This window comes from Dehalobacterium formicoaceticum (assembly GCF_002224645.1).
In the GTDB taxonomy this organism is placed as follows: domain Bacteria; phylum Bacillota; class Dehalobacteriia; order Dehalobacteriales; family Dehalobacteriaceae; genus Dehalobacterium; species Dehalobacterium formicoaceticum.
In genome coordinates this window covers 450532-475419 of record NZ_CP022121.1, presented here as the reverse complement: position 1 = coordinate 475419, position 24888 = coordinate 450532, and the positions used below count along the sequence as shown (strand labels likewise).

At 39.6% G+C, this 24888-nt stretch carries 24 protein-coding genes and 2 riboswitches; of the genes, 14 read left to right on the top strand and 10 right to left on the bottom strand.

Annotated elements, in window-relative coordinates; all coding sequences use genetic code 11:
- Window positions 1-170: 170 nt before the first annotated feature.
- Window positions 171-1190 carry an ATP-grasp domain-containing protein gene (locus CEQ75_RS02360; protein ID WP_089608917.1) on the top strand — a complete coding sequence of 340 codons (1020 nt, stop codon included), beginning with the start codon at window positions 171-173 and terminating at the stop codon, window positions 1188-1190.
- 17 nt (window positions 1191-1207) lie between these two features.
- Window positions 1208-1915: a WbqC family protein gene (locus tag CEQ75_RS02355; protein ID WP_242965352.1), complete on the top strand. Its 708-nt coding sequence runs from the start codon at window positions 1208-1210 to the stop codon at window positions 1913-1915.
- A gap of 309 nt (window positions 1916-2224) precedes the next feature.
- On the opposite strand, the gene CEQ75_RS02350 is transcribed toward CEQ75_RS02355, so the two are convergent.
- The 9 genes from CEQ75_RS02350 to CEQ75_RS02310 all read right to left on the bottom strand — a co-directional run bounded on the left by CEQ75_RS02350 (window position 2225) and on the right by CEQ75_RS02310 (window position 7450).
- Window positions 2225-2584 (bottom strand): NifB/NifX family molybdenum-iron cluster-binding protein, encoded by a 360-nt coding sequence (locus tag CEQ75_RS02350; protein WP_089608916.1) that lies wholly within the window; start codon window positions 2582-2584, stop codon window positions 2225-2227.
- A 1-nt stretch (window position 2585) separates the two neighbouring features.
- Entirely contained in the window at window positions 2586-3425 is an 840-nt protein-coding gene (locus CEQ75_RS02345; protein ID WP_089608915.1) for an Mrp/NBP35 family ATP-binding protein, read from the bottom strand.
- A 17-nt stretch (window positions 3426-3442) separates the two neighbouring features.
- Window positions 3443-4264: an MBL fold metallo-hydrolase gene (locus tag CEQ75_RS02340; RefSeq protein ID WP_089608914.1), complete on the bottom strand. Its 822-nt coding sequence runs from the start codon at window positions 4262-4264 to the stop codon at window positions 3443-3445.
- A gap of 4 nt (window positions 4265-4268) precedes the next feature.
- The gene (locus CEQ75_RS02335) at window positions 4269-5144 is read right to left on the bottom strand and encodes an ATP-binding protein (protein WP_015051398.1); all 876 of its coding nucleotides are present in this window, start codon (window positions 5142-5144) and stop codon (window positions 4269-4271) included.
- Window positions 5122-5979: a nucleotide-binding protein gene (locus CEQ75_RS02330; protein WP_089608913.1), complete on the bottom strand. Its 858-nt coding sequence runs from the start codon at window positions 5977-5979 to the stop codon at window positions 5122-5124. The genes CEQ75_RS02335 and CEQ75_RS02330 overlap by 23 nt, the downstream gene beginning before the upstream one ends.
- 1 nt (window position 5980) lies before the next feature.
- On the bottom strand, window positions 5981-6349 hold the full coding sequence (locus CEQ75_RS02325; protein ID WP_015051400.1) for a NifB/NifX family molybdenum-iron cluster-binding protein: 369 nt from the start codon (window positions 6347-6349) through the stop codon (window positions 5981-5983).
- Window positions 6324-6734 (bottom strand): iron-sulfur cluster assembly scaffold protein, encoded by a 411-nt coding sequence (locus tag CEQ75_RS02320; RefSeq protein ID WP_089608912.1) that lies wholly within the window; start codon window positions 6732-6734, stop codon window positions 6324-6326. The genes CEQ75_RS02325 and CEQ75_RS02320 overlap by 26 nt, the downstream gene beginning before the upstream one ends.
- Window positions 6731-7108, bottom strand: a complete 378-nt coding sequence (locus tag CEQ75_RS02315; RefSeq protein WP_089608911.1) for a DUF134 domain-containing protein — start codon at window positions 7106-7108, stop codon at window positions 6731-6733. The genes CEQ75_RS02320 and CEQ75_RS02315 overlap by 4 nt, the downstream gene beginning before the upstream one ends.
- 63 nt (window positions 7109-7171) lie before the next feature.
- Window positions 7172-7450 carry a DUF5320 domain-containing protein gene (locus tag CEQ75_RS02310; protein WP_015051404.1) on the bottom strand — a complete coding sequence of 93 codons (279 nt, stop codon included), beginning with the start codon at window positions 7448-7450 and terminating at the stop codon, window positions 7172-7174.
- A 1071-nt stretch (window positions 7451-8521) separates the two neighbouring features.
- Here CEQ75_RS02310 and CEQ75_RS02300 point away from each other — a divergent pair.
- The 4 genes from CEQ75_RS02300 to CEQ75_RS02285 all read left to right on the top strand — a co-directional run bounded on the left by CEQ75_RS02300 (window position 8522) and on the right by CEQ75_RS02285 (window position 13977).
- Entirely contained in the window at window positions 8522-10816 is a 2295-nt protein-coding gene (locus tag CEQ75_RS02300; protein ID WP_198306609.1) for a phage/plasmid primase, P4 family, read from the top strand.
- A 272-nt stretch (window positions 10817-11088) separates the two neighbouring features.
- Complete coding sequence (locus CEQ75_RS02295; RefSeq protein WP_021622755.1) at window positions 11089-11988, top strand: phage major capsid protein; 900 nt, start codon at window positions 11089-11091, stop codon at window positions 11986-11988.
- A 75-nt stretch (window positions 11989-12063) separates the two neighbouring features.
- Complete coding sequence (locus tag CEQ75_RS02290; protein ID WP_024833073.1) at window positions 12064-12267, top strand: transposon-encoded TnpW family protein; 204 nt, start codon at window positions 12064-12066, stop codon at window positions 12265-12267.
- 57 nt (window positions 12268-12324) lie between these two features.
- Window positions 12325-13977 (top strand): recombinase family protein, encoded by a 1653-nt coding sequence (locus tag CEQ75_RS02285; protein ID WP_089608909.1) that lies wholly within the window; start codon window positions 12325-12327, stop codon window positions 13975-13977.
- 135 nt (window positions 13978-14112) lie between these two features.
- On the opposite strand, the gene CEQ75_RS02280 is transcribed toward CEQ75_RS02285, so the two are convergent.
- Window positions 14113-15078, bottom strand: a complete 966-nt coding sequence (locus tag CEQ75_RS02280) for an LCP family protein (RefSeq protein ID WP_242965351.1) — start codon at window positions 15076-15078, stop codon at window positions 14113-14115.
- A 275-nt stretch (window positions 15079-15353) separates the two neighbouring features.
- Window positions 15354-15444: riboswitch (cyclic di-GMP riboswitch) on the top strand.
- A gap of 66 nt (window positions 15445-15510) precedes the next feature.
- A riboswitch (cyclic di-GMP riboswitch) is annotated at window positions 15511-15594 on the top strand.
- A 138-nt stretch (window positions 15595-15732) separates the two neighbouring features.
- Here CEQ75_RS02280 and CEQ75_RS02275 point away from each other — a divergent pair.
- The 8 genes from CEQ75_RS02275 (at window position 15733) to rfbA (ending at window position 24878) form a co-directional block, all read left to right on the top strand.
- Window positions 15733-16833: a polysaccharide lyase family 20 protein gene (locus CEQ75_RS02275; protein ID WP_089608908.1), complete on the top strand. Its 1101-nt coding sequence runs from the start codon at window positions 15733-15735 to the stop codon at window positions 16831-16833.
- A 254-nt stretch (window positions 16834-17087) separates the two neighbouring features.
- Complete coding sequence (locus CEQ75_RS02270; RefSeq protein ID WP_198306608.1) at window positions 17088-18164, top strand: glycosyltransferase family 2 protein; 1077 nt, start codon at window positions 17088-17090, stop codon at window positions 18162-18164.
- Between the two features lie 35 nt (window positions 18165-18199).
- A complete protein-coding gene (locus CEQ75_RS02265) occupies window positions 18200-19051 on the top strand; it encodes a polysaccharide lyase family 20 protein (protein WP_089608907.1) in 852 nt (283 codons plus the stop codon).
- Window positions 19052-19090: 39 nt separating this feature from the next.
- Window positions 19091-20233 (top strand): glycosyltransferase, encoded by a 1143-nt coding sequence (locus tag CEQ75_RS02260; protein ID WP_157677277.1) that lies wholly within the window; start codon window positions 19091-19093, stop codon window positions 20231-20233.
- Window positions 20234-20253: 20 nt separating this feature from the next.
- Window positions 20254-21255: a glycosyltransferase family 2 protein gene (locus CEQ75_RS02255; RefSeq protein ID WP_089608905.1), complete on the top strand. Its 1002-nt coding sequence runs from the start codon at window positions 20254-20256 to the stop codon at window positions 21253-21255.
- Between the two features lie 136 nt (window positions 21256-21391).
- A complete protein-coding gene (locus CEQ75_RS02250) occupies window positions 21392-22861 on the top strand; it encodes a lipopolysaccharide biosynthesis protein (protein ID WP_089608904.1) in 1470 nt (489 codons plus the stop codon).
- Between the two features lie 32 nt (window positions 22862-22893).
- Window positions 22894-24000, top strand: a complete 1107-nt coding sequence (locus CEQ75_RS02245) for a DegT/DnrJ/EryC1/StrS family aminotransferase (RefSeq protein WP_089608903.1) — start codon at window positions 22894-22896, stop codon at window positions 23998-24000.
- A gap of 5 nt (window positions 24001-24005) precedes the next feature.
- Complete coding sequence (rfbA, locus tag CEQ75_RS02240; protein WP_089608902.1) at window positions 24006-24878, top strand: glucose-1-phosphate thymidylyltransferase RfbA; 873 nt, start codon at window positions 24006-24008, stop codon at window positions 24876-24878.
- Window positions 24879-24888 lie beyond the last annotated feature (10 nt).

Here is a 24888-nt window from a genome sequence, read left to right as displayed (position 1 = left end):
TGTCCATTTGTCCCTGACAAGATAGACCAGATCTTCTTTTTTGGCATACACCGCCGGATAAAAATTGATAAAGAGTGGAGATAAGCTCTTCGTATAACTACCTATCTTTTAAAGATGGATCAGAATTAAATCTCTTCCGGATATGCAATGGAAACAAAGGGGGAATATGGATGAATATTTTGTTAACAGCCGTCGGTCGGCGAAGTTATCTGGTTCATTATTTCAAAGAAGTTTTGGGAAGAAATGGACAAGTTCATGCTGCCAACAGCAACTTAGATTCCATTGCTTTACAGGATGCGGATAAAGCTGTCATTACTCCTTTATCTTTTGATGATGAGTATATCCCCTTTCTAATGGAATATTGTCGAAAACATCATATCAGAGCAATTATCCCTCGCTTGGATATTGATTTGCCGATATTATCAAAAAGGAAAAAGGAGTTTGAATCAATTGGCGTGAAGGTTATTGTTTCCAACGAGGAAGTTATTGCAGTATGTAATGATAAGTGGGCAACATATCAATTTTTATTAAAACATGGTTTCCATACTCCCCGTACTTTTCTCTCCATTCAAGATGCCTTGGAGGCTGTTAAATGCCATGAGCTATCTTTTCCTATAATGATTAAACCAAGATGGGGCGCTGGATCCTTGGGAATCTTTGAAGCAGATAACCAGGAAGAATTATATGTATTGCATCAGAAGACGAAAAAAAAGATTGCCGAAAACTATATTAAGGTTGTTTCCCAGCAAGATCCCAAGAGATCTGTTATTATCCAGGAAAAACTAAACGGAGAGGAATATGGATTGGATATCATTAACGATTTGGAAGGAAATTTTCAGAGTGTTTCTATTAAAAAGAAATATGAAATGCGCGGTGGGGAAACGGATTTTGCTGAGATTGTGGAGCATAAAGATTTAGAAGAAACGGGGCAAAAAATTAGCAGGGATTTAGGTCATATTTCGATTATTGATGTGGATGCTTTCCTTGTAGAGGGTGTTCCTTTTGTGCTGGAGATGAACCCAAGATTTGGCGGGGGATATCCTTTTAGTCATATTGGTGGCGTCGATCTGCCCAAGGCAATTATAAGCTGGCTTAAGGGAGAGCAGGTGGCAGTGTCCTCTTTACAAGCTAAACCCGGTGTGATTGGTATCAAAGATATGACTACGGTAAGGTTAAAGTCTTGCCAATAAATAAAGGGGTGTTTGTTGTGAGGGAAAAAGTCGGTATTATGCAGCCTTATTTTTTTCCGTATATTGGATATTGGCAATTAATTAATGCTGTAGACAGATACGTAATCCGAAATGACGTAAATTTCATCAAAGGTGGCTGGATCCACAGAAATAAAATTTTGATTAACGGAGAAGGTCATTTTATAAATTTGCCGTTGCGCAAAGCAAGTTCAAATAAATACATCAATGAAATTGAAATTTTAAACGATGCTTCCAATATTAATAAAATTCTGAGAAAGATTGAATCTGCATATAGAAAAGCACCATATTATCAAGATGTTTTCCCTGTCCTGGAAAAGATTATTACTCAGGATGAAGAAAACCTGGCGAAATATCTGCAATACTTAATCAAAGAGATTTGCAGATATTTATCTATTGAAACTAAAATTTACGTTGCTTCGGAGATAGAAATGACGCCAGGATTAAAAGGACAAGACAGGGTTATAGATATATGCAAGATCTTACAAGCAGAATTATATATTAATGCAATTGGTGGAAAGGAATTATACAGTCATGAGGAATTTAATAACCAAGGGATGCAGCTTAGATTCTTAAAAACCAGTGATATCATGTATCACCAGGCCAAGGATGAATTTGTTCCCAACCTATCCATAATTGACGTGATGATGTTTAATGAGCAAAAGAAAATTAAAGAAATGCTTAACAAATATGAATTAGTTGAATAACGATTAAAAATAAAAACGCCTGTAAAGAAGCGTTCACATAGGGATTTACGAAACATGTGAATTTTAACCGACTCTCTTCAAGCGGAGACTTGAAAGAAAAGACTGCACCGAAGGATAAAACCTTTAGTGCAGTCTTTGTTTTACTGTTTATGACAATGATGATGAACTGTTCACCTTAAAGACGGAACTGGGATTCTGGCATTAGAAAACTAAAATAGAAACTCCTCATCACGATTTTAGAAATTAGTGGTGAGGAGTTAATTATTATTTAAGCTATGCATGTATCGGAGTTTTCAACAAAGAAGTACCTTATTCCCCACATTCATCATGATGCTGATGCTCATGACAAACGGAACCAGTAGATTTAAGGGAGCCCTGCAAGTACGCTTCTACTGCTGCTTTAGCATCACCTTTTGCTCCTACAACAACTTCAACGTTCCTTTCATTAAAAATCTCAACCGCGCCTCCGCCCATACCACCGCTGATGATGACATTTACACCACGATCAGCAAGAAAGTTAGGTAAGAATCCAGGCCTATGCCCGGGGTTAGCAACGGTTTCGCTTTTGATGATTTGATTATTTTCAGTATCAAAAATCATGAAACCTTCGCAATGTCCAAAGTGCTCAGTCACCATTCCATTTTCGCTTGCTACTGCAATTTTCAGCATTTTAGTTTTCCTCCATTTTTTCTAAGATTTTTGCAACCGGCTCAAACCAATTGCCATCGAAAAGCTCTATCATACCCTTGTCACATGCAGCCGAAATTTTTGGGTCGATAGGTAACTTAGCAAGAACCTTTAAATTATGTTTTTCGGCAATTTCTTCAATATGACTTTCGCCAAATATCTGATAGTCCTTTCCATTATCAGGGCATTTAAAGTAGGACATGTTTTCCACCAGACCGATAATAGGGATATTCATCATCTCAGCCATTTTAACAGCCTTTGATACGATCATGGATACAAGCTCCTGTGGTGAGGTCACAACAATAATCCCATCAACAGCAATAGACTGAAATACCGTAAGGGGAACATCGCCGGTGCCCGGTGGCATATCAATAAACATAAAATCTACATCGCTCCAAATAACATCTGTCCAAAACTGCTTTACTGTGCCAGCAATAATTGGCCCTCTCCAGACAACCGGATCAGTGTCGTTTTCTAAAAGCAAATTGACAGACATAATATCAATCCCAGTCTTTGTTTTAACAGGGAATAGACCGAATTCACTGCCTGAGGCTTTCTCCCTGATACCAAATGCCTTAGGGATAGAAGGCCCGGTGACATCCGCATCAAGAATCGCAGTATGATAGTTCATCCTGTTCATGGTAACTGCAAGCATAGAGGTAACAAGTGATTTACCGACACCACCTTTGCCGCTGACAACACCAATAACCTTTTTTACACTGCTCATCTCATGCAGCTTCTCGGAGAAATCCGTTTTTTGTTCTTTTCGTTCTGCGCAGTCCTCCGAACAACTGCTACAGCTTTGATTGCAATTTTCGCTCATAATCTTGCTCCTTTTATTTAAAATACAATTTCACTGCCTGCTGACAGATAATTGATGCTATCACCCATAATAGCTTTCAGCCTTTTATAAGGCTCGATACCTGTGCAATGGCAGGTGTAAAACTTTGCTTGTGTACCCATCAGGTATTTACCAATTCTATCTATCATTTCAGAGTCCTCGTTTCCGCCTGAGCGGCTGGAAAGATGAAATCCACCTATCACATAGCCCGGCATTCGGCCTTTTAGCGTGTGAAAATGCTCAAGTATATTTATGATACCATTATGAGCGCAGCCTGTTACTAATAGGGTTTTCCCGTCTTCCTCTACCACGAGGTTTTGTTCATGTGCAAAGATATCAGCTATCGTTTGCCCCTTATATTCCTTGAGCAAACCACTGTTTGATTTTGGGCGTGGCTCTTTTTGGACGATATTAGAGAATACTTGGATTCCACTGTTAATAAAGAAACGGTCTGACGTGAGGATAATTTGTTTGTTTTGCTTCAGATCTTCATCAAGACCGACAAATTCCAATTCATCATTTGGACGAATAGCATAGTGCTTTTCAAAAGCGAGACGATGTAGAAATACCTCGGCTTTTGTGTTTTCTTTCAAAAAGGTTTTTAGCCCTCCGCCGTGGTCATAGTGTCCATGCGAAATCACAAGAAAGTCAACATCAGCAATATTCACATTAAGCTTTTTTGCATTTTGAAGAAACAAATCGCTTGCGCCCACATCAAACAATATTTTGTGTTTTTTTGTTTCTACATACAAGCTAAGGCCATGCTCGCTGCCAAAGTCTTTTGATATCGAGGTGTTTTCAACCAACGTTTTAATAAGCATGACTTTAGCCACCACCTTTTTCAAAGAGTAGATTCATTGTTTTGTGATAAACCTCTTTAACCGCCGTCCCCGATATGCAGTCTATATCTACAACGGTTTGACCATTATTAATCGCTTTCACGGCATTGGAGTCGAAAGGTATCCTACCGATAAAAGGCAGCCCTTGTTTTTTACAAAACCGTTCAATCTTTTCTGTGTTTTCAATGCTGGTATCATATTTGTTGATACATACCGCTGTCTTCGTCCCGAATTTCGCTGCTGTATTTATAATGCGCTCCATATCGCTGATACCTGATATAGAAGGTTCTGCGACTATCAAAACCATATCCACACCACTAAGTGATGCGATGACAGGACAGCCTATTCCGGGAGATCCATCAATAATGGCAAGTTCCGCATCGGCTGCCGCAGCCTTCATTTGCTTTTTCACCTCAGTTACAAGCATTCCGGAGGTACCACTGCCCATTTTTAGTTGCGCTGTTGAAAAAACTTTTTCTCCATCAGAATACAGCATCAATTCCCCGGCCACTGCCGGTTTCATAGTTATCGCTTCCACAGGACAAACATACTCACAAACGCCGCAGCCTTCACATGCGAAATGATCCACTTTGTATTTTTCATCTATTGAAATAGCATCAAATCGGCAGTTTTGCCTACACTGATCGCATTTAATGCAAAGTTCCGGATCTATCACTGCTTTTGGTAGCCCATAATAATCTTTTTTTGCAGGTTTAACACTCCATCCGGTAATGAGGTGCAGGTTAGGCGCATCTACATCACAATCCGCATATGCTTTGGCATCAGCAAGCTTTATAAACGCACTTGCTATTGTCGTTTTTCCGGTGCCGCCTTTACCGCTAAGGATTAGTAGTTGTTTCATGCTGCACCTCCTTTGTCACATTGTTAAGCAGAGAAGAAAACAATTCCCGGTATTCCTCATTTTTATTAACGGCGATTTCCGCATTTGAGTTCAAGGTTCCAAGTTCATTGTCAAATGGAATCCTGCCTAAAATCTTGATATTTTTTTCCAAGCAAAACTTCTCAGCAGGATTTTCTCCTTCCAAACATTTGTTAAGAAGCACCCCAAATGGCTTATTAAATAACTTGACCAGATCGTATACCATATTGAGGTTATGAACACCAAACAATGTCGGCTCAGCCACCAGTATGCAATAGTCCGCATCTTTGATGCTCTCCATCACGATACAAGCGCTTCCTGGTGGACAGTCGATAAATGTCTGCTTATTTACTTCCGAACTTTTCTCAAGTAGCTTTTTTATGATAGGAATACCCGTAGCTTCACCGGTGTTCAATACTCCTGTCCATACCGCCACTTCGCCAGAAACACCTTTTTTAATTTTGCCAATAACCTTTGCTTTCTCTGATAGTGCCCTTGCAGGACAAACCAAGATACAGCCACCGCAGGAGTGGCACACATCGTCAAAGACAATCAGTTTGTTTTTAATATAGGCAAGGGCGTTAAAGTTGCAAAAATCAACGCACTTTCGACATCCATTGCATAACTCATGATCAACTTCTGGAATCTTTACTGATATTTCTTCTTCTTGAATTCCTTCAGGCTTAAAAAACAGATGTCCATTCGGCTCTTCTACATCACAGTCTATATATGTGGATGCTTTCGCTATCGCTGCTAAATTCACCGATACCAGTGTTTTTCCTGTGCCGCCCTTGCCGCTTAGCACAGCTATTCTCATATTAATTGCCCCCGTGCCCGTGAAATCCGGCATGAAATTCATCCAACAAAGGTAATTTCCCATCGATAAAAGCATCAATATTATTTTTGGCTGAAGTAGTTGCCGTTTTATAGATTTTGATTTCAGCGGGTTTTAGCACGTCAGCAGCATTTGCACCTAAGCGGGGAGTGAGTAAAGCACTTGCTTTGTTATCTACTATTATTTGTGCAGCTTTAATCCCGGCACCTCCTGTGCTTGTTGCCGCACTGTTGTCAATAAATATACTTTCCTTAGTTTCTACATCATAAATAAGAAAATAGGGAGTACGTCCAAAGGATACACATACATTCGACTCCAAAGTTTTCTCATCTACTGGAATTGCTATTTTCATAAGAATCCTCCGTTCTATTTTTGTTTAAATAATTCTCAATTGCGCTGCGTAGCGCACTCACACCTAAATTTGAGCAATGAACCTTATTTTCAGGAAGTCCATCTAAAGCCTGGATAATATCTTCTTCCGTAATATTCAATGCTTCCTCTAAGGTTTTACCCTTTGCTAATACCGATGTCATACTGGATGTTGCAATTGAAGCACAACAACCAAATACAAGATAGCTGATTTCTTCTATGCGGTTATCTTTCACCTTTAAATAAACGGTCAGATAATCTCCGCAGGAAGGATCACCGTAGCTTCCTTCAGCATCTGCATCGGGCATACTATGGGCATTTTGCGGACACATAAAATGCTCGATTACTTTTTCTGAATATATGATCAACCACCTCTATCCTCATCAACAGTAAAGCGCCCTCCACGCCTATGCCTATGACAGCCACGACCACAACCATTCCCTAATCCTTTGCAAAGCCGGTATTCGCCACCCTCAATCAAAAGCACCTTTCCATTTACTAAAGATTCAGCCAGCTTTTTTCTGGCCTCGATATAAATGCCTTGAACGGTGCTACGAGCAATATTCATTTGCTTGGCGCACTCTTCTTGAGTGAAGCCTTCCAAGTCGATAAGTCTTATGGTTTCATATTCGTCAACAGTCATATTTACATGGTTTTCTGCGTCGGCAGGTGAATCAAGAGGCCCAAATCTATTACTTTCAGGCAAACAGCAAACTTTTCTCCACTTCATCGGTCTCGCCATAATTCATCACCTCCATTCTAATCAGAAATAACCAGAGCGTCCTCCGGTTATTTCTGATGCTCATTATAGGTTCTCCAATTGCTTATCAATAACTTCGAGTCGATCCTGCAAAATGGTTTTCTGTTCGTTCAGCAGCTCTTTTTGTGTTTTTGAGGAGGTATGGTTAAATGCAAATCCTCTACCAAAGCCACGACCGAAACCACGTCTGCAAGCAAGTCCAAGACCTAATCCCATTCCGAGACCAGCTCCGTACTTAACTGCATTAGCACCTGTGCAAAGCCCTAATCCTCTTCCAGTCATTGATCCCGCACCCATTGGACCGGTTCCGTCTCTTCTCGGCATGTTTTTCACCTCCTTTTAGTTTCCGGCATATGCCATCTATTCTTATTATACCCCTTTTATGGCATATGTCAATAACCTCTTCCCTTTTTTACACAAAAAAATAGCCGAGATTTCTCGACTTTTACCCTGCACACCCCTTTTTGAGTTTCCACGCCCCTAAGCACAATGTAATTAATTTGTATCAATCTCTGCAAAATTATATCAATATAAATACATTTAACTTGACGTGAATATGACTTCAAGAGATGCTTTAACCATCAAGATTATCTCCACTTATGTAGATATTTTCACTGTTCATATTTTCTGGTTTTGAGTTATGTTCCTCGTCTGCCATAACAAATGTTGTAGTATCAATTGAAGCTAGCAATCGAGCATAGTTTTTACCCAAAAACTTGAGTTCATAACCCTCTCCTGTGACAGCAATCTTATCACTTAAAAATTCCTTAAACCGTTCAATATCAAAGGACCCATCTGCCTTAAAACATGAGGGAAAATTAATCTCACATTATTTTTCATCTGTTTTAATCACAATTTTAATTTATGCATTTAATCAAAGGGGTTCAAATCAAGACTTTTAGACAAAAAAGTCGGAAAGTCTAATTGAAAAATCCAAAACTACAGCATTCAGCCTTCTTAAATTTAATACCACTTTCGCTCAAATTCGAGCAAAAGCATAAGCATTACAGCCGTCTTTACCTTAGAAAAAAGACAAGCTGTTTTTTTATTTTAGGGGTTCGAATCAATAGAATTCTTCGCTTATGAATGAGGAAGAAAAATATTTTTAGAAAATCCTCAACTAATGTGCTCTACCAAGGCTATAAGGTGAGAGGAAAAATAATCCCCCAATAAAAGCATAGTTTTTCTCTCACTGCTCCTTGACAACTGAATACCCCGAAATGCAAGAGATACTTCAAGCAGAATATGCCATGACGATAATTCCGAGCGTAATCCTTGTAAGATAACGAGGTTGTGTCAAACAAGGCAAACCCTCTGGAACAGTAGCGTTTCGGGTCATTTATAAAAGGCAAGGAGGTGAAATAACTGAAAACACAATATGATAACTTGCCGCAGATGCTTAAAGATAAGCCACAGTTTTGCTGTTGGAAATATGAAGAGCGAAGTGGTAAAAAGACCAAAGTTCCCTATAACCCAGTAACGAGAAAAAGGGCAAAACCAAATCAACGTGGTACATTTAAAGATTTTAGTTCGGCGATAGCTACTATAAGTGATTATGACGGTATGGGATTTTTGGTAGGTAATGACATTTGTGTTATCGACTTAGATGATTGCTTTGATAGCAGCGGTAAGCTTAAACCTATTGCCCAAAGTATTGTAGAGGCTTTTAGTGGTTGCTATATGGAACACAGTCCATCTGGGAGAGGGCTTCATATTTTCTTTAAGGCCACAGGCTTTAACTTTGACAAAACAAAATACTATATCAACAACAGAAAGCTGGGAGTTGAGGTCTATGTGGCTGGAGCAACAAACCGCTTTGTTACCGTAACGGGAAATATGTTTGCAGATGGTGATATAGCGGAGAAATCGTATGAGCTACAGATGATACTAGACAAGTATATGCTGCGTCCTACCCCTGTGAAGCAACTTCTGGATACAGAAAGTCAATCCTATCTGTCTGACAAGTCTGTTATTGAGAAGGGTTTAAAATCGGCAAATGGAGAAAGGTTCAAAGCATTATGGCAGGGGGATACATCAGGCTATGCTTCTGCCAGTGAAGCTGATTTGGCACTTTGCGGTATGCTGGCATTTTGGTGTGGCAGGGATATTGGGCAGATGGACAGACTTTTCCGGCAGAGCGGCCTAATGCGGGATAAATGGAATAGACCACAGTCCGGCAGTACTTATGGAATGATAACCATAGAAAAAGCTATCGCAAATGCTACTGAAATATACAAGCCAGGTGGTAAGCGTTCATCAGCTACAGAGGATTTTGGTGAATGTTCTCTTACTGACTTTAAGCCTGAGAGTAACGGTCGCTACCCTTGGACGGATATTGGGGCAAGCAGGCTGTTTGCTGATTATTATAAACCTTTTGCCCGCTTTGTTCCTGAAAGGAAGATGTGGTTTTGCTATGAGAATGGCATTTGGATTCCTGATATCGGTAATCTAAAAGTAATGGAAATGTGTAAATCATTGGCTAATCAACTGCTAACCTATGCTTTGACTATTCAGGATGAACATCAAAGAAAGGCATACATTGACTATTGCCGAAAGTGGCAGTCAAGAAGATACCGAGAAACGGTACTTAAGGATGCACAGAGCGTATACCCCATATCAATGGCTGAATTTGACCAAGACCCGCAGGTGCTCAACTGTTCCAATGGAACCTTGTTTTTAACATCCATGGATTTTCAACCCCACAACAGCGAGGACAGACTCACAAAGATATCTGGTGTTAAATATGACCCAGAAGCAAAAAGTAAGCGATGGGATAGATTTATTCATGAGATTATGAGCGGAGATGAGGAAAAGGCAAAATTCCTCCAAAAAGCCTTTGGCTACAGTATCAGCGGAGACACTCGGTATGAATGCCTGTTTGTTCTCTATGGTGCTACAACTCGAAACGGTAAAGGTACGCTATGTGAGAGCGTTCTTAAGGTATTGGGCAGTTATGGCTGTACCGCAAGGCCAGAGACTATCAGTCTGAAAAAGAACAATAACAGTTCAAGTCCAAGTGAAGATATTGCCCGGCTTGCAGGAGTACGCTTTGTGAATATCTCCGAACCTAGCAGAGGACTTGTCCTAAATGCTGCACAGGTAAAAAGCATGACGGGTGGTGACACCATCAACGCAAGGTTTCTACATGAGAATTCTTTTGACTTTTCTCCAAAGTTTAAGCTGTATATCAACACCAATTATCTGCCCGTTATTACGGATATGACGCTGTTTTCCAGTGGCAGAGTAGTGATCATCCCTTTTGAACGACACTTTGATGAAAGCGAGCAGGATAAAAACTTAAAACGCGAATTCGCCAAACCAAAGAATCAAAGTGCTATCCTCAACTGGCTAATTGAAGGCTATCAGCTGTTAAAGAAAGAAAGCTTGACTTTACCTGATTCCGTTAAGACAGCAACGGAGGCTTATAAGCGTGACAGCGATAAAATAGCATTATTTTTCGAGGATGCCTTGGAGGAAAGTCCTAATAGTGAGGTGCGGACATCCGAAGTGTATGCCCGGTATCAGCGTTGGTGCAGTGCCAATGGATGTTATTCGGAGAATGCAAGAAACTTTAAACAGGCATTAACAGCTATCGCTCGTGTAGAACGGAAACGACCACGTTCTGGTGGTGGAATGACCACAATGCTAATCGGATACAAGCTGACGGAAGAAGAATTTTTTCTTATTTAAACACAGTGTAGCAGCTTGTAGCAAGAAAAACAGGTTATATAAAAAATCGCTCTCGTATAGAGAGTTTAGTTTTTACCTGCTACATCTTGCTACAAAGCTTAAAACCACTAAAACCACTAAAACCACTGGATACAACTCCATGTCCCCCTAGGGGAGGTCAAATCTCCACACCTTTTCATCTGGACAACGGGCGTGGGGCAACGCGTAAAAAAACGCGGTTTCAAACGGGGTATATACCCCACAATCCATTTTAATTTAGGAGGTAAACGATTATGGCAACATCAACAACTTATAATAGAGCGTTTTGGAATGTTATGAAAGGAAAAGAAGAAAATAATCAAAATCTAAGTGAGGGCTTTGATAATGTAGGAGCCTATGTCGCACCAGATGAGTTCAGAGAAGGCTTTAACACTACTTTGGCAAAGGAAAATATATTCCGCAGATTTGCTACTGTTATCAATCTATCTTCTGCAGAAGGTAAAATTCAAGCGGTATCCTCAACGGGTACAGCAGATTGGGTTGAAGACGGAGATCCAATCCCCGAAAGTGCCGATACATTTACACAGTTTCTGGTGAAATCATATAAGCTGGCATCTCTTGTCAAGCTAAACCGCTCATTCGTCACCGATATGAACTTTAATCTTGAAAAATATCTGATGGGTGATTTTGCGAAGCGTTTTGGTAAGGCTGAGGAAAATGCATTGCTTAATGGAAATGGCACAACTCAGCCAACAGGTATCCTTACGGCAGACGCAGATGTAACTACAGCAGACAATAGTACCATCTCTTTTGATGAGATCATCTCTCTGTACTTTTCATTAAAAGATGAATACCGAAATAACGCTGTGTTTATTATGCACGATAATACAGCTATGCTTCTTAGAACCCTTAAGGATACAAGCGGCAGTTATCTGTGGAATCCTTCAGATAACACCATCTTCGGAAAGCCTGTAGTTACCTCTCCATATATGCCTACAGTATCAGCAGGAGCAAAAAGCATTGTATTTGGAGATTTATCATACTACTGGCTGATTGAACGTCAACCAATAACAATAAAAAAATTAAGTGAGTTATATGCATTGCAGGGGCAAATTGGCTTTTCTGCTTACGAAAGATTGGATGGCAAGCTAATTCAACCGGATGCTCTAAAAATATTACAAATAAAAGCTTAAATAATAAATTAGGCACTGAGTCATCAATTCTGCTCAGTGCCAGTTCCTTCAAAACATCGGACAGGAGGTCACGATATGGAGAATCAAAGTAACAGCCGCACAACCAAATCCGATATCGGAGGTACGGTCTATGTGGTGGAATCACGAGTAAGTGATTCAGCAAAGGAAAGTGCCTATTCCAAGCTGAAACGACTGATTACAGTCAACGCAAAAAGCCTTTCAAAGTTATCAGATAGTTCATATAAACCCACGGAAATCAACTCGACTTCTTCAAGGTAGTACGGTAATATACATAGTGCTAAACCGCTTGAAGACTGTCGGAAATGGAGGATAAAAATGAATAGACAGTCAACATTTAGCACTATACGTAAATCAAAATTAGCATTTGAAGAAGCAAAAATTACTGCTCTTTACTGCAGGCTTTCCCGTGATGATGAGCTTGCAGGAGACAGCAACAGTATAGTAAACCAGAAGGCAATTCTAAAGAAATATGCTGAGGACAACGGTTTTCTCAACATCGAATTTTATGTGGATGATGGGGTCAGCGGTACAACTTTTGATAGACCAGACTTTAACCGCATGATTGCAGATGTAGAGTCCGGTAGAATTGGAACGATTATCATTAAGGATATGTCCCGCTTCGGCAGGGATTACCTTAAAGTAGGATATTATACCGAGATTATGTTTCCTGAAGCAGATGTACGATTCATTGCTATTAACAACGGTATTGATAGTGCAAACCAAGCAGACAGTGACTTTACACCGTTTCTTAACATTATTAATGAATGGTATGCTAAGGATACTAGCAAGAAAATCCGTGCTGTGTTCAAATCCAAGGGACAGTCCGGTAAGCCACTCTGCACCAATCCGCCTTACGGTTATATTAAAGGCCCTGAAGATAAGTTGCACTGGATTATAGATGAGAAAGCCGCTGAGGTGGTCAGAGATATTTTCCGACTGTGCATGGCTGGCTTTGGACCCACGCAGATAGCAAAGCAACTTGAAAAGCGATGCATTGATACACCTACGGTTCATCTTCGCAAAATGGGTATTAACACTCCAGCAAGACCACCTGAAAACCCATATGCTTGGTCAGCTCGTACCGTAGCAGATATTCTGGCTAAAATGGAATATCTAGGCCACACAGTGAATTTCAAGACTTCTAAAAAGTCATATAAGAGCAAAGTCAAGATATTGAACAATCCAGAAGATTGGCTGGTTTTCAAAAATACCCATGAAGCAATTATTGATGAGGGCACTTGGGAAACAGTGCAGAAAATCAGAGATGGCAAGCGAAGACCATCGCGATTAGGTGAAATGGGAATGCTTTCTGGCATAATGTTTTGTGCCGACTGTGGGGCAAAGCTGTATCAGGTTAGAGGCAAGGGATGGACACACGATAAGGAATACTTCGTTTGTGCTACTTACCGCAAGAAAAAGGGTATGTGCAGTTCACATCAGATACGCAATGTTGTAGTGGAACAGCTTTTGTTAGAAGACTTAAGGCGTGTAACCTCCTTTGCCAAAGACCATGAACAGGAATTCATTCGTATAGTTATGAATAATTCAGAAAAGGAACTTGCCAAAGAACTCCGCCAAAGTCAAAAGGAGTACGAACAAGTACAGACTCGCATTGCTGACATAGACAAAATCATTCGGAAACTATATGAGGACAATGTGATGGGCAAAATTCCCGAAGAGCGTTTTTACAAGATGTCGGCTGAATATGAAGCCGAGCAGAAGACACTGGAAGAAAGGATAACCAAATTAAAGCATACCATTGATACAGCAAATGAACAGTCCCTCAATACCGACCGCTTTTTGGCACTAGTAAAAAAGTACACAGAAATTACAGAATTGGATGCAGAGATTATCCGAGAGTTCATTGATAAAATTATAGTATTTAAGGCTGAAAAGGTAGATAGCCACAGAACCCAGCGGATTCAAATTTTTTATAACTGCATTGGCGCTATCGATTTACCAAAATAAACGAAAAAACGGCATAGCCTAATATCAACGACTATGCCGAATTTTTCAGGAATTATAAATCCCTATCTGACCGCCCCTAATACAGGCGTTTTTTAATGTTTAGGGAGGAATAGATGGCTTTTAAATATAAGATTATCAATCAATAAAGGATGCTTCAATGATTTCTTTGGTGGCAGCAAGATCCGGCACCCAGTAAGAGATCTTTTTAATCGTTTGGGCATTACCTGGTACTGTGAAATAATTTACTCCTTCATTAGGGACTTTATTAGCAAATTTGGCCAGTGCAATCATCTGGGCCGGAGTCAGATTGGTACCCAGGCTATCTTTGTATCTCAAGAGCGTCCGGACACTTTCCACTAATTTGCCGGAATCTTTTTGCTGTTTAAATAAGGCTTTCAAGAATTTCTGTTGCCTTTTCATACGGTCAATATCCCCGTTGGCGGAATAGCGCCAATGGATGTAATCAAAAGCCTGTTGTCCGTTCAATACCTGCAGACCTTTGGACAGATCGGCACCGTGGGTTTTCATGTCGATTTCAACGTCTATCTCGACACCCCCAATTTCATCAACAATATCCGGTATGGGCCCCATATCGAGAGAAATATAGTAATCGATAGGTAAACCGGTAAACTGAGAGACCGCTTCGGAAATGCTTTCTACCCCTTGATCATTCATGCTTCCATAAGCATAAGCATGGTTAATCTTATCCTTTTTCCCTTCTACAGGAACATAGGTGTAGGTATCTCTTGGAATTGCTAATACATTGACATTATTATCATCTAAATCAAGTTTAATCAAAGAGATCATGTCGGAGCGAAATACCCCCATATATTCTTCTCTTTCCTCATTCCGGTCAATACCTAATAAAAGAATATTAATGGAATGGACATCTTGAAATTCCTCCGGATCTTTGCTTTCTGATCCATCAGAAGAAGCAGAGGGCGGCGCCGGATCATCGGGGAGCAGTAATGCTTTGGAATTGAAAGGATCTCCGGAAAGAAGTGCAGGTAATGTTAATCCAAACCTGGACATTATGAAGAATGATCCGGCCACAATGAGGAAAATGAGTGAGATGACGCCAATAATTCGCTTCTTTTTCAAGGTTACAAACTCCTTAAATTTTATTTATGTCAATTAAATCTGGGAATACATATTTACATTATATGATGTTGGGGGTAGGATTTGCAATACAAGAAACGAAGGTTCAAATGATGGTAAAATGTCTGAATAAAATTTAAGTTAAAGAAAAGCAATGATGCTTGTTTAAAAGCAAAATCAACAGTAAATTTACTAAAATTAACTTAAAACATGATAAACGATGTTGACGTAATAAATTTGTTGTGGTAAATTAACTACCGTGGGTAATTAAACCAATGAAATGAAAAAGGCGAGCCTATCAAAAGATAGGGACGCAAAGCTAACGAACCTTAAATCAAAAAAGATTGATAAGGTGGTCGGGTTACCAGGGTAATATTGAAAGCTGTGGTGATCCGCTGTATTTTATTGTCAGACGATATTTAACTCTAGCAAGACAATTGAAAAAGGCAAACCTACTGAAAGGTAGGGACGCAAAACCACGAGTCTAAGGTGTTTAGCTAAGATAGTCGGGTTACCAATTGCACGCGAAATTCTGTTAATTGCAGTATGATATTCTGTAGTCCGTCAACCTTTAAGTTGCCGATTGTACAAGTTGTTTCTTCTGTTAATGGATTCCATTTGCAATGGTAATTTCGACTCCAAAAAGGAGGAGAAATTATGAAGTCAAAAAAAATTTTGGGACTGGTAATTGTTTTGATTATTACCTTATTGGCAGGCACGATCAGTGCTTTTGCTGCTCCCAGGGTAAAAAAGAGCAGTATATCACGATTTGATATCAAGGCATATTACGCTGAGTTTCTTGAAAGGAACAGAAAACCGGCACCGGTATTACCAGAGCCAGAAGTATTACCAGAGCCGGAAGTAGTAACAGAGCCGGAAGTGGTGACGGAGCCGGAAGTGGTGACGGAGCCGGAAGTAGTAACGGAGCCGGAAGTGGTGACGGAGCCGGAAGTGGTGACGGAGCCGGAAGTGGTGACGGAGCCGGAAGTAGTAACGGAGCCAGAAGTAGTAACAGAACCGGAAGAGGTAAAAGATACCTATTTATTTTTAGATGGTTTTGAATCCGGAAGTATTGCAAGGGAATGGAACAAGGAAATTGCCCGTAATAGCTATGCAGCTAAAGTTGTGGACACAATTGCCAGTGAGGGAGATTATTCTTTACGCATGGAACTTAGAAAAACGGATGCTGATGTCAGTGGAAGCAGAAGATCAGAACTGGCTTTAGGAATGGAAGACCCATTGGAAGAGCATTGGTATTCCTTTAGCACCTACCTTCCCCTTGGTGGTACCGAAGATTACGCTTTGGATAATAATAGCGGTGAAATCCTGGTTCAGTGGCATAATTATCCTGATGAGGGAGAGGAATGGACATCGCCCCCCCTATATTTAGCTACTGTCCGAGGTGGTTATGAAATTGGGAGATGTTGGGACGATGCTAAATTTTCTTCGAATAGCTCCATGAGGGGAAAAGGCAATTTTGAGTATGAAACCATTGGGTCTTATCTTGAGGATAAAGGTAAATGGGTTGATTGGACTTTTCATGTTAAATGGGGTTGGCATGAATCCCAGGATCCTATCCTGGAAATATATAAAGACGGCAAAAAAGTTTTTGATCGAAATGGTTTGCCGAATACCACCAATGATGAAAACGGCGTATATATGAAATTAGGTATTTATAAATGGGATTGGAAAGAAAATCCGGATATATCAAAAATCGATAACAGAGTTGTTTATTTTGATGAGATTTCAATAAATTAATGTTCTAACAGGAAAAATAAGATAGGGATAAAAAAGTAAGTCTAACAATTTTTTATGGGTTAGACTTACTTTTTTTGAAAGAAAGGCTTGTAATATATATTATCATAGAGTAAATATTTCTTAGCCATGGACATTGTGATATAATCACAAATAGGATAGATAGTCATCATTAGCTGTTCGAAGAACTTGGCAAGAAACCTACATGCCGCGTTAAGAAATTGCGCTAATATAGAGTAAATGAGGTTAGGAATCTGATGGAATTTACTGCGGTAAGTATAATAGTTCCGATATATAATGTGGAAAAATATTTACATCAGTGTATTGATTCTTTGGTGGTGCAGACCTTAAGTAACATCGAAATCATCTTGGTTGATGATGGTTCCACGGATCAATGCGGGAGGTTATGTGATGAGTATGCCTTAAAAGATGCTCGTGTCAAGGTAATTCATCAGCCTAATGCTGGGTTAAGTGCTGCCCGAAATTCAGGCATTAAATGTGCCGGGGGTGAGTATATTGGATTTGTGGATGGCGATGACTGGGTCGATGCCAGCATGTTTAAGGTGCTTTATGATGCAGGCAAAGAGCACCATTGCGATATCGTATCCTGCAATTTTAGCTTCTTTTACGAAGATTCTACGCTGAGGCGAATAGAACAAGAAGAAAAGATGTTTATCTCGCCGGGAATCGTGGATCAATCTAATATCCGGGAAGAGATATACTTACCTGTCATCAAAGGGGAAATTTTCACCTCATGCTGTAATAAAATTTATGATCGAAAATTTTTAGAGGAAAATAAAATTTTATTTCTGGAGGGTCTTCTTTTACAAGAAGATTATTATTTCTATTTGGATGTTTTTACCTACATGAAGCGCTGTTTTCAAATTGATGAACCTTTATATTATTATAGAAATTATTATGGCAGCAGCCGTCGTCGCTCACTGAATAACTATTTTCAACTGAGAATGGATTTACACCAGAAAGTTTTAGCCTGCATGCAGCTTTGGGGCATGGGGACAGCTCCTTATTTATCTTTGGCTTCTATCAGGTGCTTGGAACTAGCTTATGACTCAATGGTTAAGATCTTGCATTATAGGGATATCAATGTATTACAAAAAATAAAAAGAATGCTAGAAATCATCAATGATGAAAATGTTTTAAGTGCGATTAAAAAAATTAATAAGAAGGACATGCAGTCAAAGCCGTTGGATCTTAAATGTAAATACTGGGCGTTTAAATCCCGTAATATCTTCCTGGCATCTGTATTATTGCTATTTGCCAAGATAATTAGAAAGCTGAATCTTAATTTTTCTAATGCGGATACATCTGTGTAAAATTATCAAGGGAATTTCTTAGGCAGGTGGGGGTTATGAGGGGAAATAGAAAGATATGCTTGTTGAGTTTACTGATCATCATATTTTTGGGGGTGTTTTTTAACGGTTTTTTCATGAGGATAGGGGATTACCTGCCAAAGAAGCTGTCTATGCCGGATGATCTGCCGGTGCTTTTTTCAGAGGATTTTGAATCAGGACATTTGAAGAAAGAATGGCGCCAAAGTTTGGCTAATCGTAATTATTCCGCTCAAATTATTAATCACCGGGCGAGGACAGGAAATTCCTCTTTGCGTGTCGAATTAAGGGAAAATGACCCTAATATTGATGAAAGTAAAAGGGCCGAAATATCCCTTCCCATGGAAGCAGCTTTAGAAGAACATTGGTACTCTTTTAGCACTTTCCTTCCCTTACGAGGGGATGAAGACTACGGAATCGATCCTTCCAGCGGTGAAATTATTGCTCAATGGCATGATGTTCCTGATTTTGGTGAAGAGTGGCTTTCCCCTTCTTTAGCTTTGATGACGATTAACGGGTTTTATCAAATTGGACGGGTCTGGGACCAATCCCCTTTATCTACCCAGGAAAGAATTAAGGATGAGAGATTATCTGAATATGTAACCTTGGGCGAATATAATGCCGATAAAGGTAGATGGGTAGATTGGACTTTTCATGTTAAATGGGGCTGGGAAAGATCTCATAAACCACAGTTGGAAATATTTAAAGATGGGAAGAGAATCTTTGCCAGAACCGGAGTGCCTAATACTAAAAATGATAAACAGGGCGTTTATATGAAGTTAGGAATCTATAAATGGGATTGGGAAGAAAATCCCGGGAACTCGTCCCTTGATAAAAGGGTAGTATATTATGATTCCATTGAAATTAGATAATATATGCAAAAAGATATAGCATACGACAGGATGTGGAATATGAGAAGGATATTCTGGGCTGATTTAAACTATTTTGATCTTAAGACCGATAAATCAACTTTCATCGAAATATGCAATGAACTTGCAAAAAGTGGATATGAGGTTTGTTTTATTACCAGCTATAAGAAAAGTAAATTCATCCCAGAAGATTTGAATTATCTTTTTCAATATATTTATGCACCGGCAGTTCCTTTTTTATTTCGCCTGATTTTAATTTTTCGCATCTTGCTTTATTTGATGAAAAATTTACAACAGGATGATTTATTAATTTGCCAACCGGCTGCCTTAGCTCTTACCCTTGTGGCTAAAAAGAAAAACGCCAAGGTTCATCTGGACTTTCGCACCCTGCCTTGTGATATTATTTCATGGAAAGGCCATTTAGATCGATATATTTTTTGGAAGATTATGATCAAGTGGTTTCTGGAAGATGCGGACAGTTTTTCCTTTATTTCTGAAACATTAAAAAGTGAAGTGGAAAAAGAATTTAATCACCATTTCCATGATTATGTCATCTGGTCATCTGCTGTTAATACGGAGTTGTTTAAAATTTTGCCAAATAATAGAGAAGGTGCAAAATCTATTCATTTCTTTTATCATGGTCACATCACGATTAAGCGGGGCATTTTGACCTTTATTAATGCTTTTGCCCAAGTGATTCAGCATGGCAGAAATGATGTTTTTTTAACTATTGCAGGAGATGGACCAGAGCTTGAGTTTATTAAAAAAAGCACAGATGATTTAGGCATGAAAGAGCATGTTCGTTTTCTGGGGCTCCAGCCTTATGAATCGATGCCAGGCTTAATTAATGAAGCTGACATTTGTGTTAGTCCGCTCCCGGATCGATTAGAATGGAATGTGTCCAGCCCCTTGAAAGTATTTGAATATCTTGCTTGCGGCAAACCTGTGCTACTGACACCAATACCTGCTCATCGAGATGTTTTAGGTGATATGGATGGTATTATTTATACCAAAGGTGATGATGAGAATGCTTTTGTCAGTGGGATTACTGAAGCTTGCGAGAAAGTTGAATTCTTGAATGCTCAATCAAATTTTTTGCGCAATTTTGTTAGCAGGAGATATACCTGGAAAGAGCAAGGAAAGGTATTGATTGCCCATTTAAGAAAGATATATACTGGGGATTAAAATGTGGGAGGAACATATCTATGGCTGTATTGGTAAGTGTGATTTGTATTACCTACAATCATGAAAATTATATTGGGGATGCCATCGAAGGCTTTATAATGCAACAAACAGATTTTGATTTTGAAATCCTGATTGGGGAAGATTGCAGCACAGATGGCACGCGAAAAGTCATAGAAAGCTATGCTAATCAATATCCCGAAAAGATTAAATTAATCACCTCAGATCAAAATGTAGGCATGATAGAAAACTACCGCCGGGTTTATGCAAAGTCCTCCGGTAAATATATTGCCGAGTGTGAGGGGGATGATTATTGGACGGATCCTCAGAAACTACAAAAACAGGTAGACTTTATGGAAGCTCATCCGGAATGCAGCATGTGTTTTCACGCCGCAGAGGTCATCGATGTGAGAAATAATACCAGGGTTGCTTATATACGTCCTTTTAACAAAACACATATTTTGCCCGAGAATAATTTTTTCTATGGAGGAGGGCCTAAATGTCCTACAGCTTCAGTGATCTATGTTCGTGAGTTAATGAAAAATCCACCCCAGTTTTATCATGAAGCTCTGGTAGGGGATTTTGCTTTCTCCTTAGTGATGTTGGCCTCTGGGAGAATTGGTTATATGGATGAAGTGATGTCTGTGCGCAATCTTTGGGTTCCCGGTTCATGGGTTACAAAATACAATCATGAGTCTACAAAGGAAGACAAGGTGCATCATCTCCAAGGAATGATCAAGACATTAAATGGATTTAATGAATTTTCTCATGGTAAGTGGGAATATGAGGTTCAAAAGAAGAAATTGGAATGGTGTACAGAAATACGTGCGCTATTAGGAGACAAACATTATTTAAAAGATGGAGAAATTAAAAAGCTGTTTAACCAATTAGTTTTAAAGGATAAAATGGAGTACGTCCTTTGCTGGTATATACCTGGAATGAATAATCTATATGAGAATTTCAGACGCACCGTCAAGAAACATCTGTTACGTGTTGAGACCGAACATCATCAAGCACTAAAATAGCAATGCCCTCAACTTCATTCTCTTTCGTAACCTGGAAGCGGCTCTGGGAGATGTCAGATAAATATTTTAGGAGGATAGATGACCATCGTGAACCAGTTTATTAAAGTAAAACCTCAAGCTTTGACACAACTTTATTATGACTAAATCGATTAAAGAGCTTGATAAAAGAGAATTTAAAAATGCTGTCTTAGGCAGTCTGTTCTGGCGCTTTTTAGAACGGGGCGGTACCCAAGGCATTCATTTCATCATTTCCATTATTATAGCCCGTTTATTGATGCCGCGGGATTTTGGAATTATCGCTTTGATCACTGTTTTTATTGCTGTGGCAGATACTTTTGTGCAGGGTGGCTTTTCATCGGCTCTCATTCAAAAAGAAGAAGTCGATGAAACGGATTATTCATCGGTATTTTTTATCAATCTGATTATTGCTGGTTTTCTTTACGTGATCTTTCTGGGGACGGCCCCTCTTATTGCCGATTTTTATCAAGAACCTATCATCACTCCGGTATTTCGTTGGTTGTCTTTGATTGTCATTTTCGGTGCTCTAAATAACATTCAATATGTTGTTTTAGCCCGGGAAATGAAATTTAAGAAGAGTTTTTTGGTAAGCATTGGAGGAATTCTTGCCTCGGGTACGGTAGGAATAACAATGGCCTATCAAGGTTATGGCATCTGGAGTCTGGTGTTTTCTCAGATTGCAGGGCAGATGGTTTCCACTGTTATTTTGTGGCTGAGTGTATGCTGGCGGCCGCAATTATTGTTTTCTTTTTTTAGGCTTAAGATTCTTTTCAGCTTTGGCTCAAAGCTTTTGTTTTCAGGATTGTTGGATACGATTTTTAACAACATTTATCCTCTCGTAATCGGTAAATTATATGGAAAAACAATGTTGGGCTTTTACAACCGTGGTCAGAGTATCCCTGCAATGCTGGTAAATAACATTAATGGTACGATTACCGGCGTGATGTTTCCCGCCTTGTCCCATCACCAAAATGATCCTTTGCGTGTTAAAGCAATGATGCGGCGGACGATGCTTTCCAGTGCATTTATTGTATTTCCTATGATGTTTGGTTTGGGCATTGTAGCCAAGCCCATGATTTTACTTTTATTTACAGAAAAATGGCTGCCATGTGTTCCTTTTTTGCAGCTTCTTTGTATCTCTTTTGCATTCTATCCTGTTCATACGGCAAACTTAGAAGCACTTAAAGCCGTTGGACGCAGCGATATTTTCTTGAAGTTGGAAGTCATTAAAAAAGGTTTATTTATTTTAATCATTGTAGGTACCATACCCTTTGGGATTTATATCATGGTGGCAGGACAGGCCGTGGGCTCCATCATTGGAACAATCATTAATGCCTGGCCTAATAAGCAGTTATTCCATTATTCCTTTCAGGAGCAGATTAGGGATCTTATGCCTGCGTTACTTCTTTCTATCGCCATGAGCGGGGTGGTTTTTCTTATTTCCTTGTTTCCAATCCATCTTTATTTATCCCTGTTTTTGCAAATATGTATTGGCGCAGCATTCTATTTCATTGCTGCATCTTTGTTTAGGTTGGAAAGCCTGACATATATTCTGGCCACCATAAAAGATCTGAGAAAAAAAAGTTGATCATATCATGAAGGATCAAGGGGAGAGTAATTATGAAGCCACGATCAATTCCCGTCACCATTCCCAGCCTGCCACCGGTGGAAGAATATATTGCAGAAATCAAATCCATTTGGGATACGGGCCTGCTTACCAATATGGGACCTTTGCACCAGAAGTTAACAGGTTTACTGGTGGATTATCTAAATGTAAAAAATATTAGCTTGTTTACAAATGGTCATCTGGCTTTGGAATGCGCAATCGAGACCTTGCAGCTTACCGGTGAGGTTATAACCACTCCTTTTACCTTTGCTTCGACTACCCATGCTTTGATACGTCAGGGACTCACACCTGTTTTTTGTGATATTAGTCCTATGGATTTTACCTTAGATACGTCTAAGATGGAAGCTTTGATTACCGAAAAAACGTCGGCTATAGTTCCGGTACATGTTTACGGACAAGTATGTAATGTTGAGAAAATAGATCAAATTGCAAAGAAGTATGGTCTCAAGGTGATCTATGATGCAGCTCATGCCTTTGGCGTCAAAATTAACGGACAGGGCATTGGCCGCTTTGGTGATATTTCTATGTTCTCATTTCATGCCACTAAGGTCTTCCATACCATTGAGGGGGGGGCGCTGACTTTTTCTGACAGTAGTTATGAGGAAAGGTTGAGTCGTTTAAAGAACTTTGGTATTTCATCTCCTGAAGATGTCACTGAAGTTGGGACAAACGCAAAAATGAATGAGTTTCAGGCGGCCATGGGGATATGCAACATCCGTTATATTGATCATCAAATTGCTTTGCGTAAAAAAATTGTCGATTGCTATCGGGAGTATTTGGATGGAATCAGAGGATTGAGCTATCTATCTCCTCAAAAGGGTGTTACTACTAATTATGCCTATTTCCCTGTTCTTTTTGATGAAAAGGAATTTGGTAAAACCCGAAATGAGGTGGTAGAGGCCTTGAAAAAGGAAGATATTCTCGCACGCAAATATTTTTATCCTTTAACGAGCCGCTTTTCCTGTTACGAAGGACGGTATCAAGAAGAGGCAACGCCGGTTGCTAAATACATCGGTGATCGGATCCTTACCCTTCCTTTGTTTGGGGCACTTAATTTAAATGATGTGAAAAGAATTTGTCAGGTCATTTTAGAGAGGTGAGGGAAATGAAAGGAATTATTCTGGCAGGTGGAAAAGGAACCAGATTATATCCCATGACCCAGGTGGTCTCAAAACAACTATTGCCAATTTATGATAAACCGATGATTTATTATCCCTTATCAGTCCTTCTGTTAGCTAAGATAAAGGATATCTTAATTATTTCGACTCCACTAGATTTGCCTTATTATCAGAGACTGTTTGGTGATGGTTCCCAGTTGGGTATTACCCTGTCCTATGTGGCTCAGTCTGATCCGCGAGGTTTGGCGGAAGCATTTATCTTGGGAGAAAAGTTTATTGAGGGAGAAGAGGTATGCTTGATTTTAGGGGATAATGTTTTCTATGGTCAAAATCTGACCATAGATCTTCAGGAAGCCCAAGAAGCTTTAGAAGGGGCGGTGATTTTCGGTTATCGGGTAAAAAATCCTTCTGATTTTGGTGTCGTTGAGTTTGATAAAAATAGACAGGTAATTTCTTTGGAAGAAAAACCGGCTAAACCGAAATCTCATTACGCTGTTCCCGGATTATATTTTTATGATCAAGGTGTAGTGGAGATCGCCAATAATGTTAAGCCTTCTCCTCGGGGTGAGTTGGAAATTACAGCGGTTAATAATGCTTATCTGGCACGAAATAAATTGAAGGTCATTGAGTTTGGCCGAGGTATGGCATGGCTTGATACGGGAACACCGGAGGGGATTCTTCGGGCCAGTGAATTTGTTGAAACCGTACAGTTGAGACAAGGTTTATACATTGCATGCCTGGAAGAGATCGCTTGGCGCAGAGGGTTAATAAATACGGAACAGTTGCTTCGTATCGGGGAACAACTGCACATGACGGAATATGGAAAGTATATCTTGTCCCTGGTTGCAGAAGAAACCTAAAGATATGCTT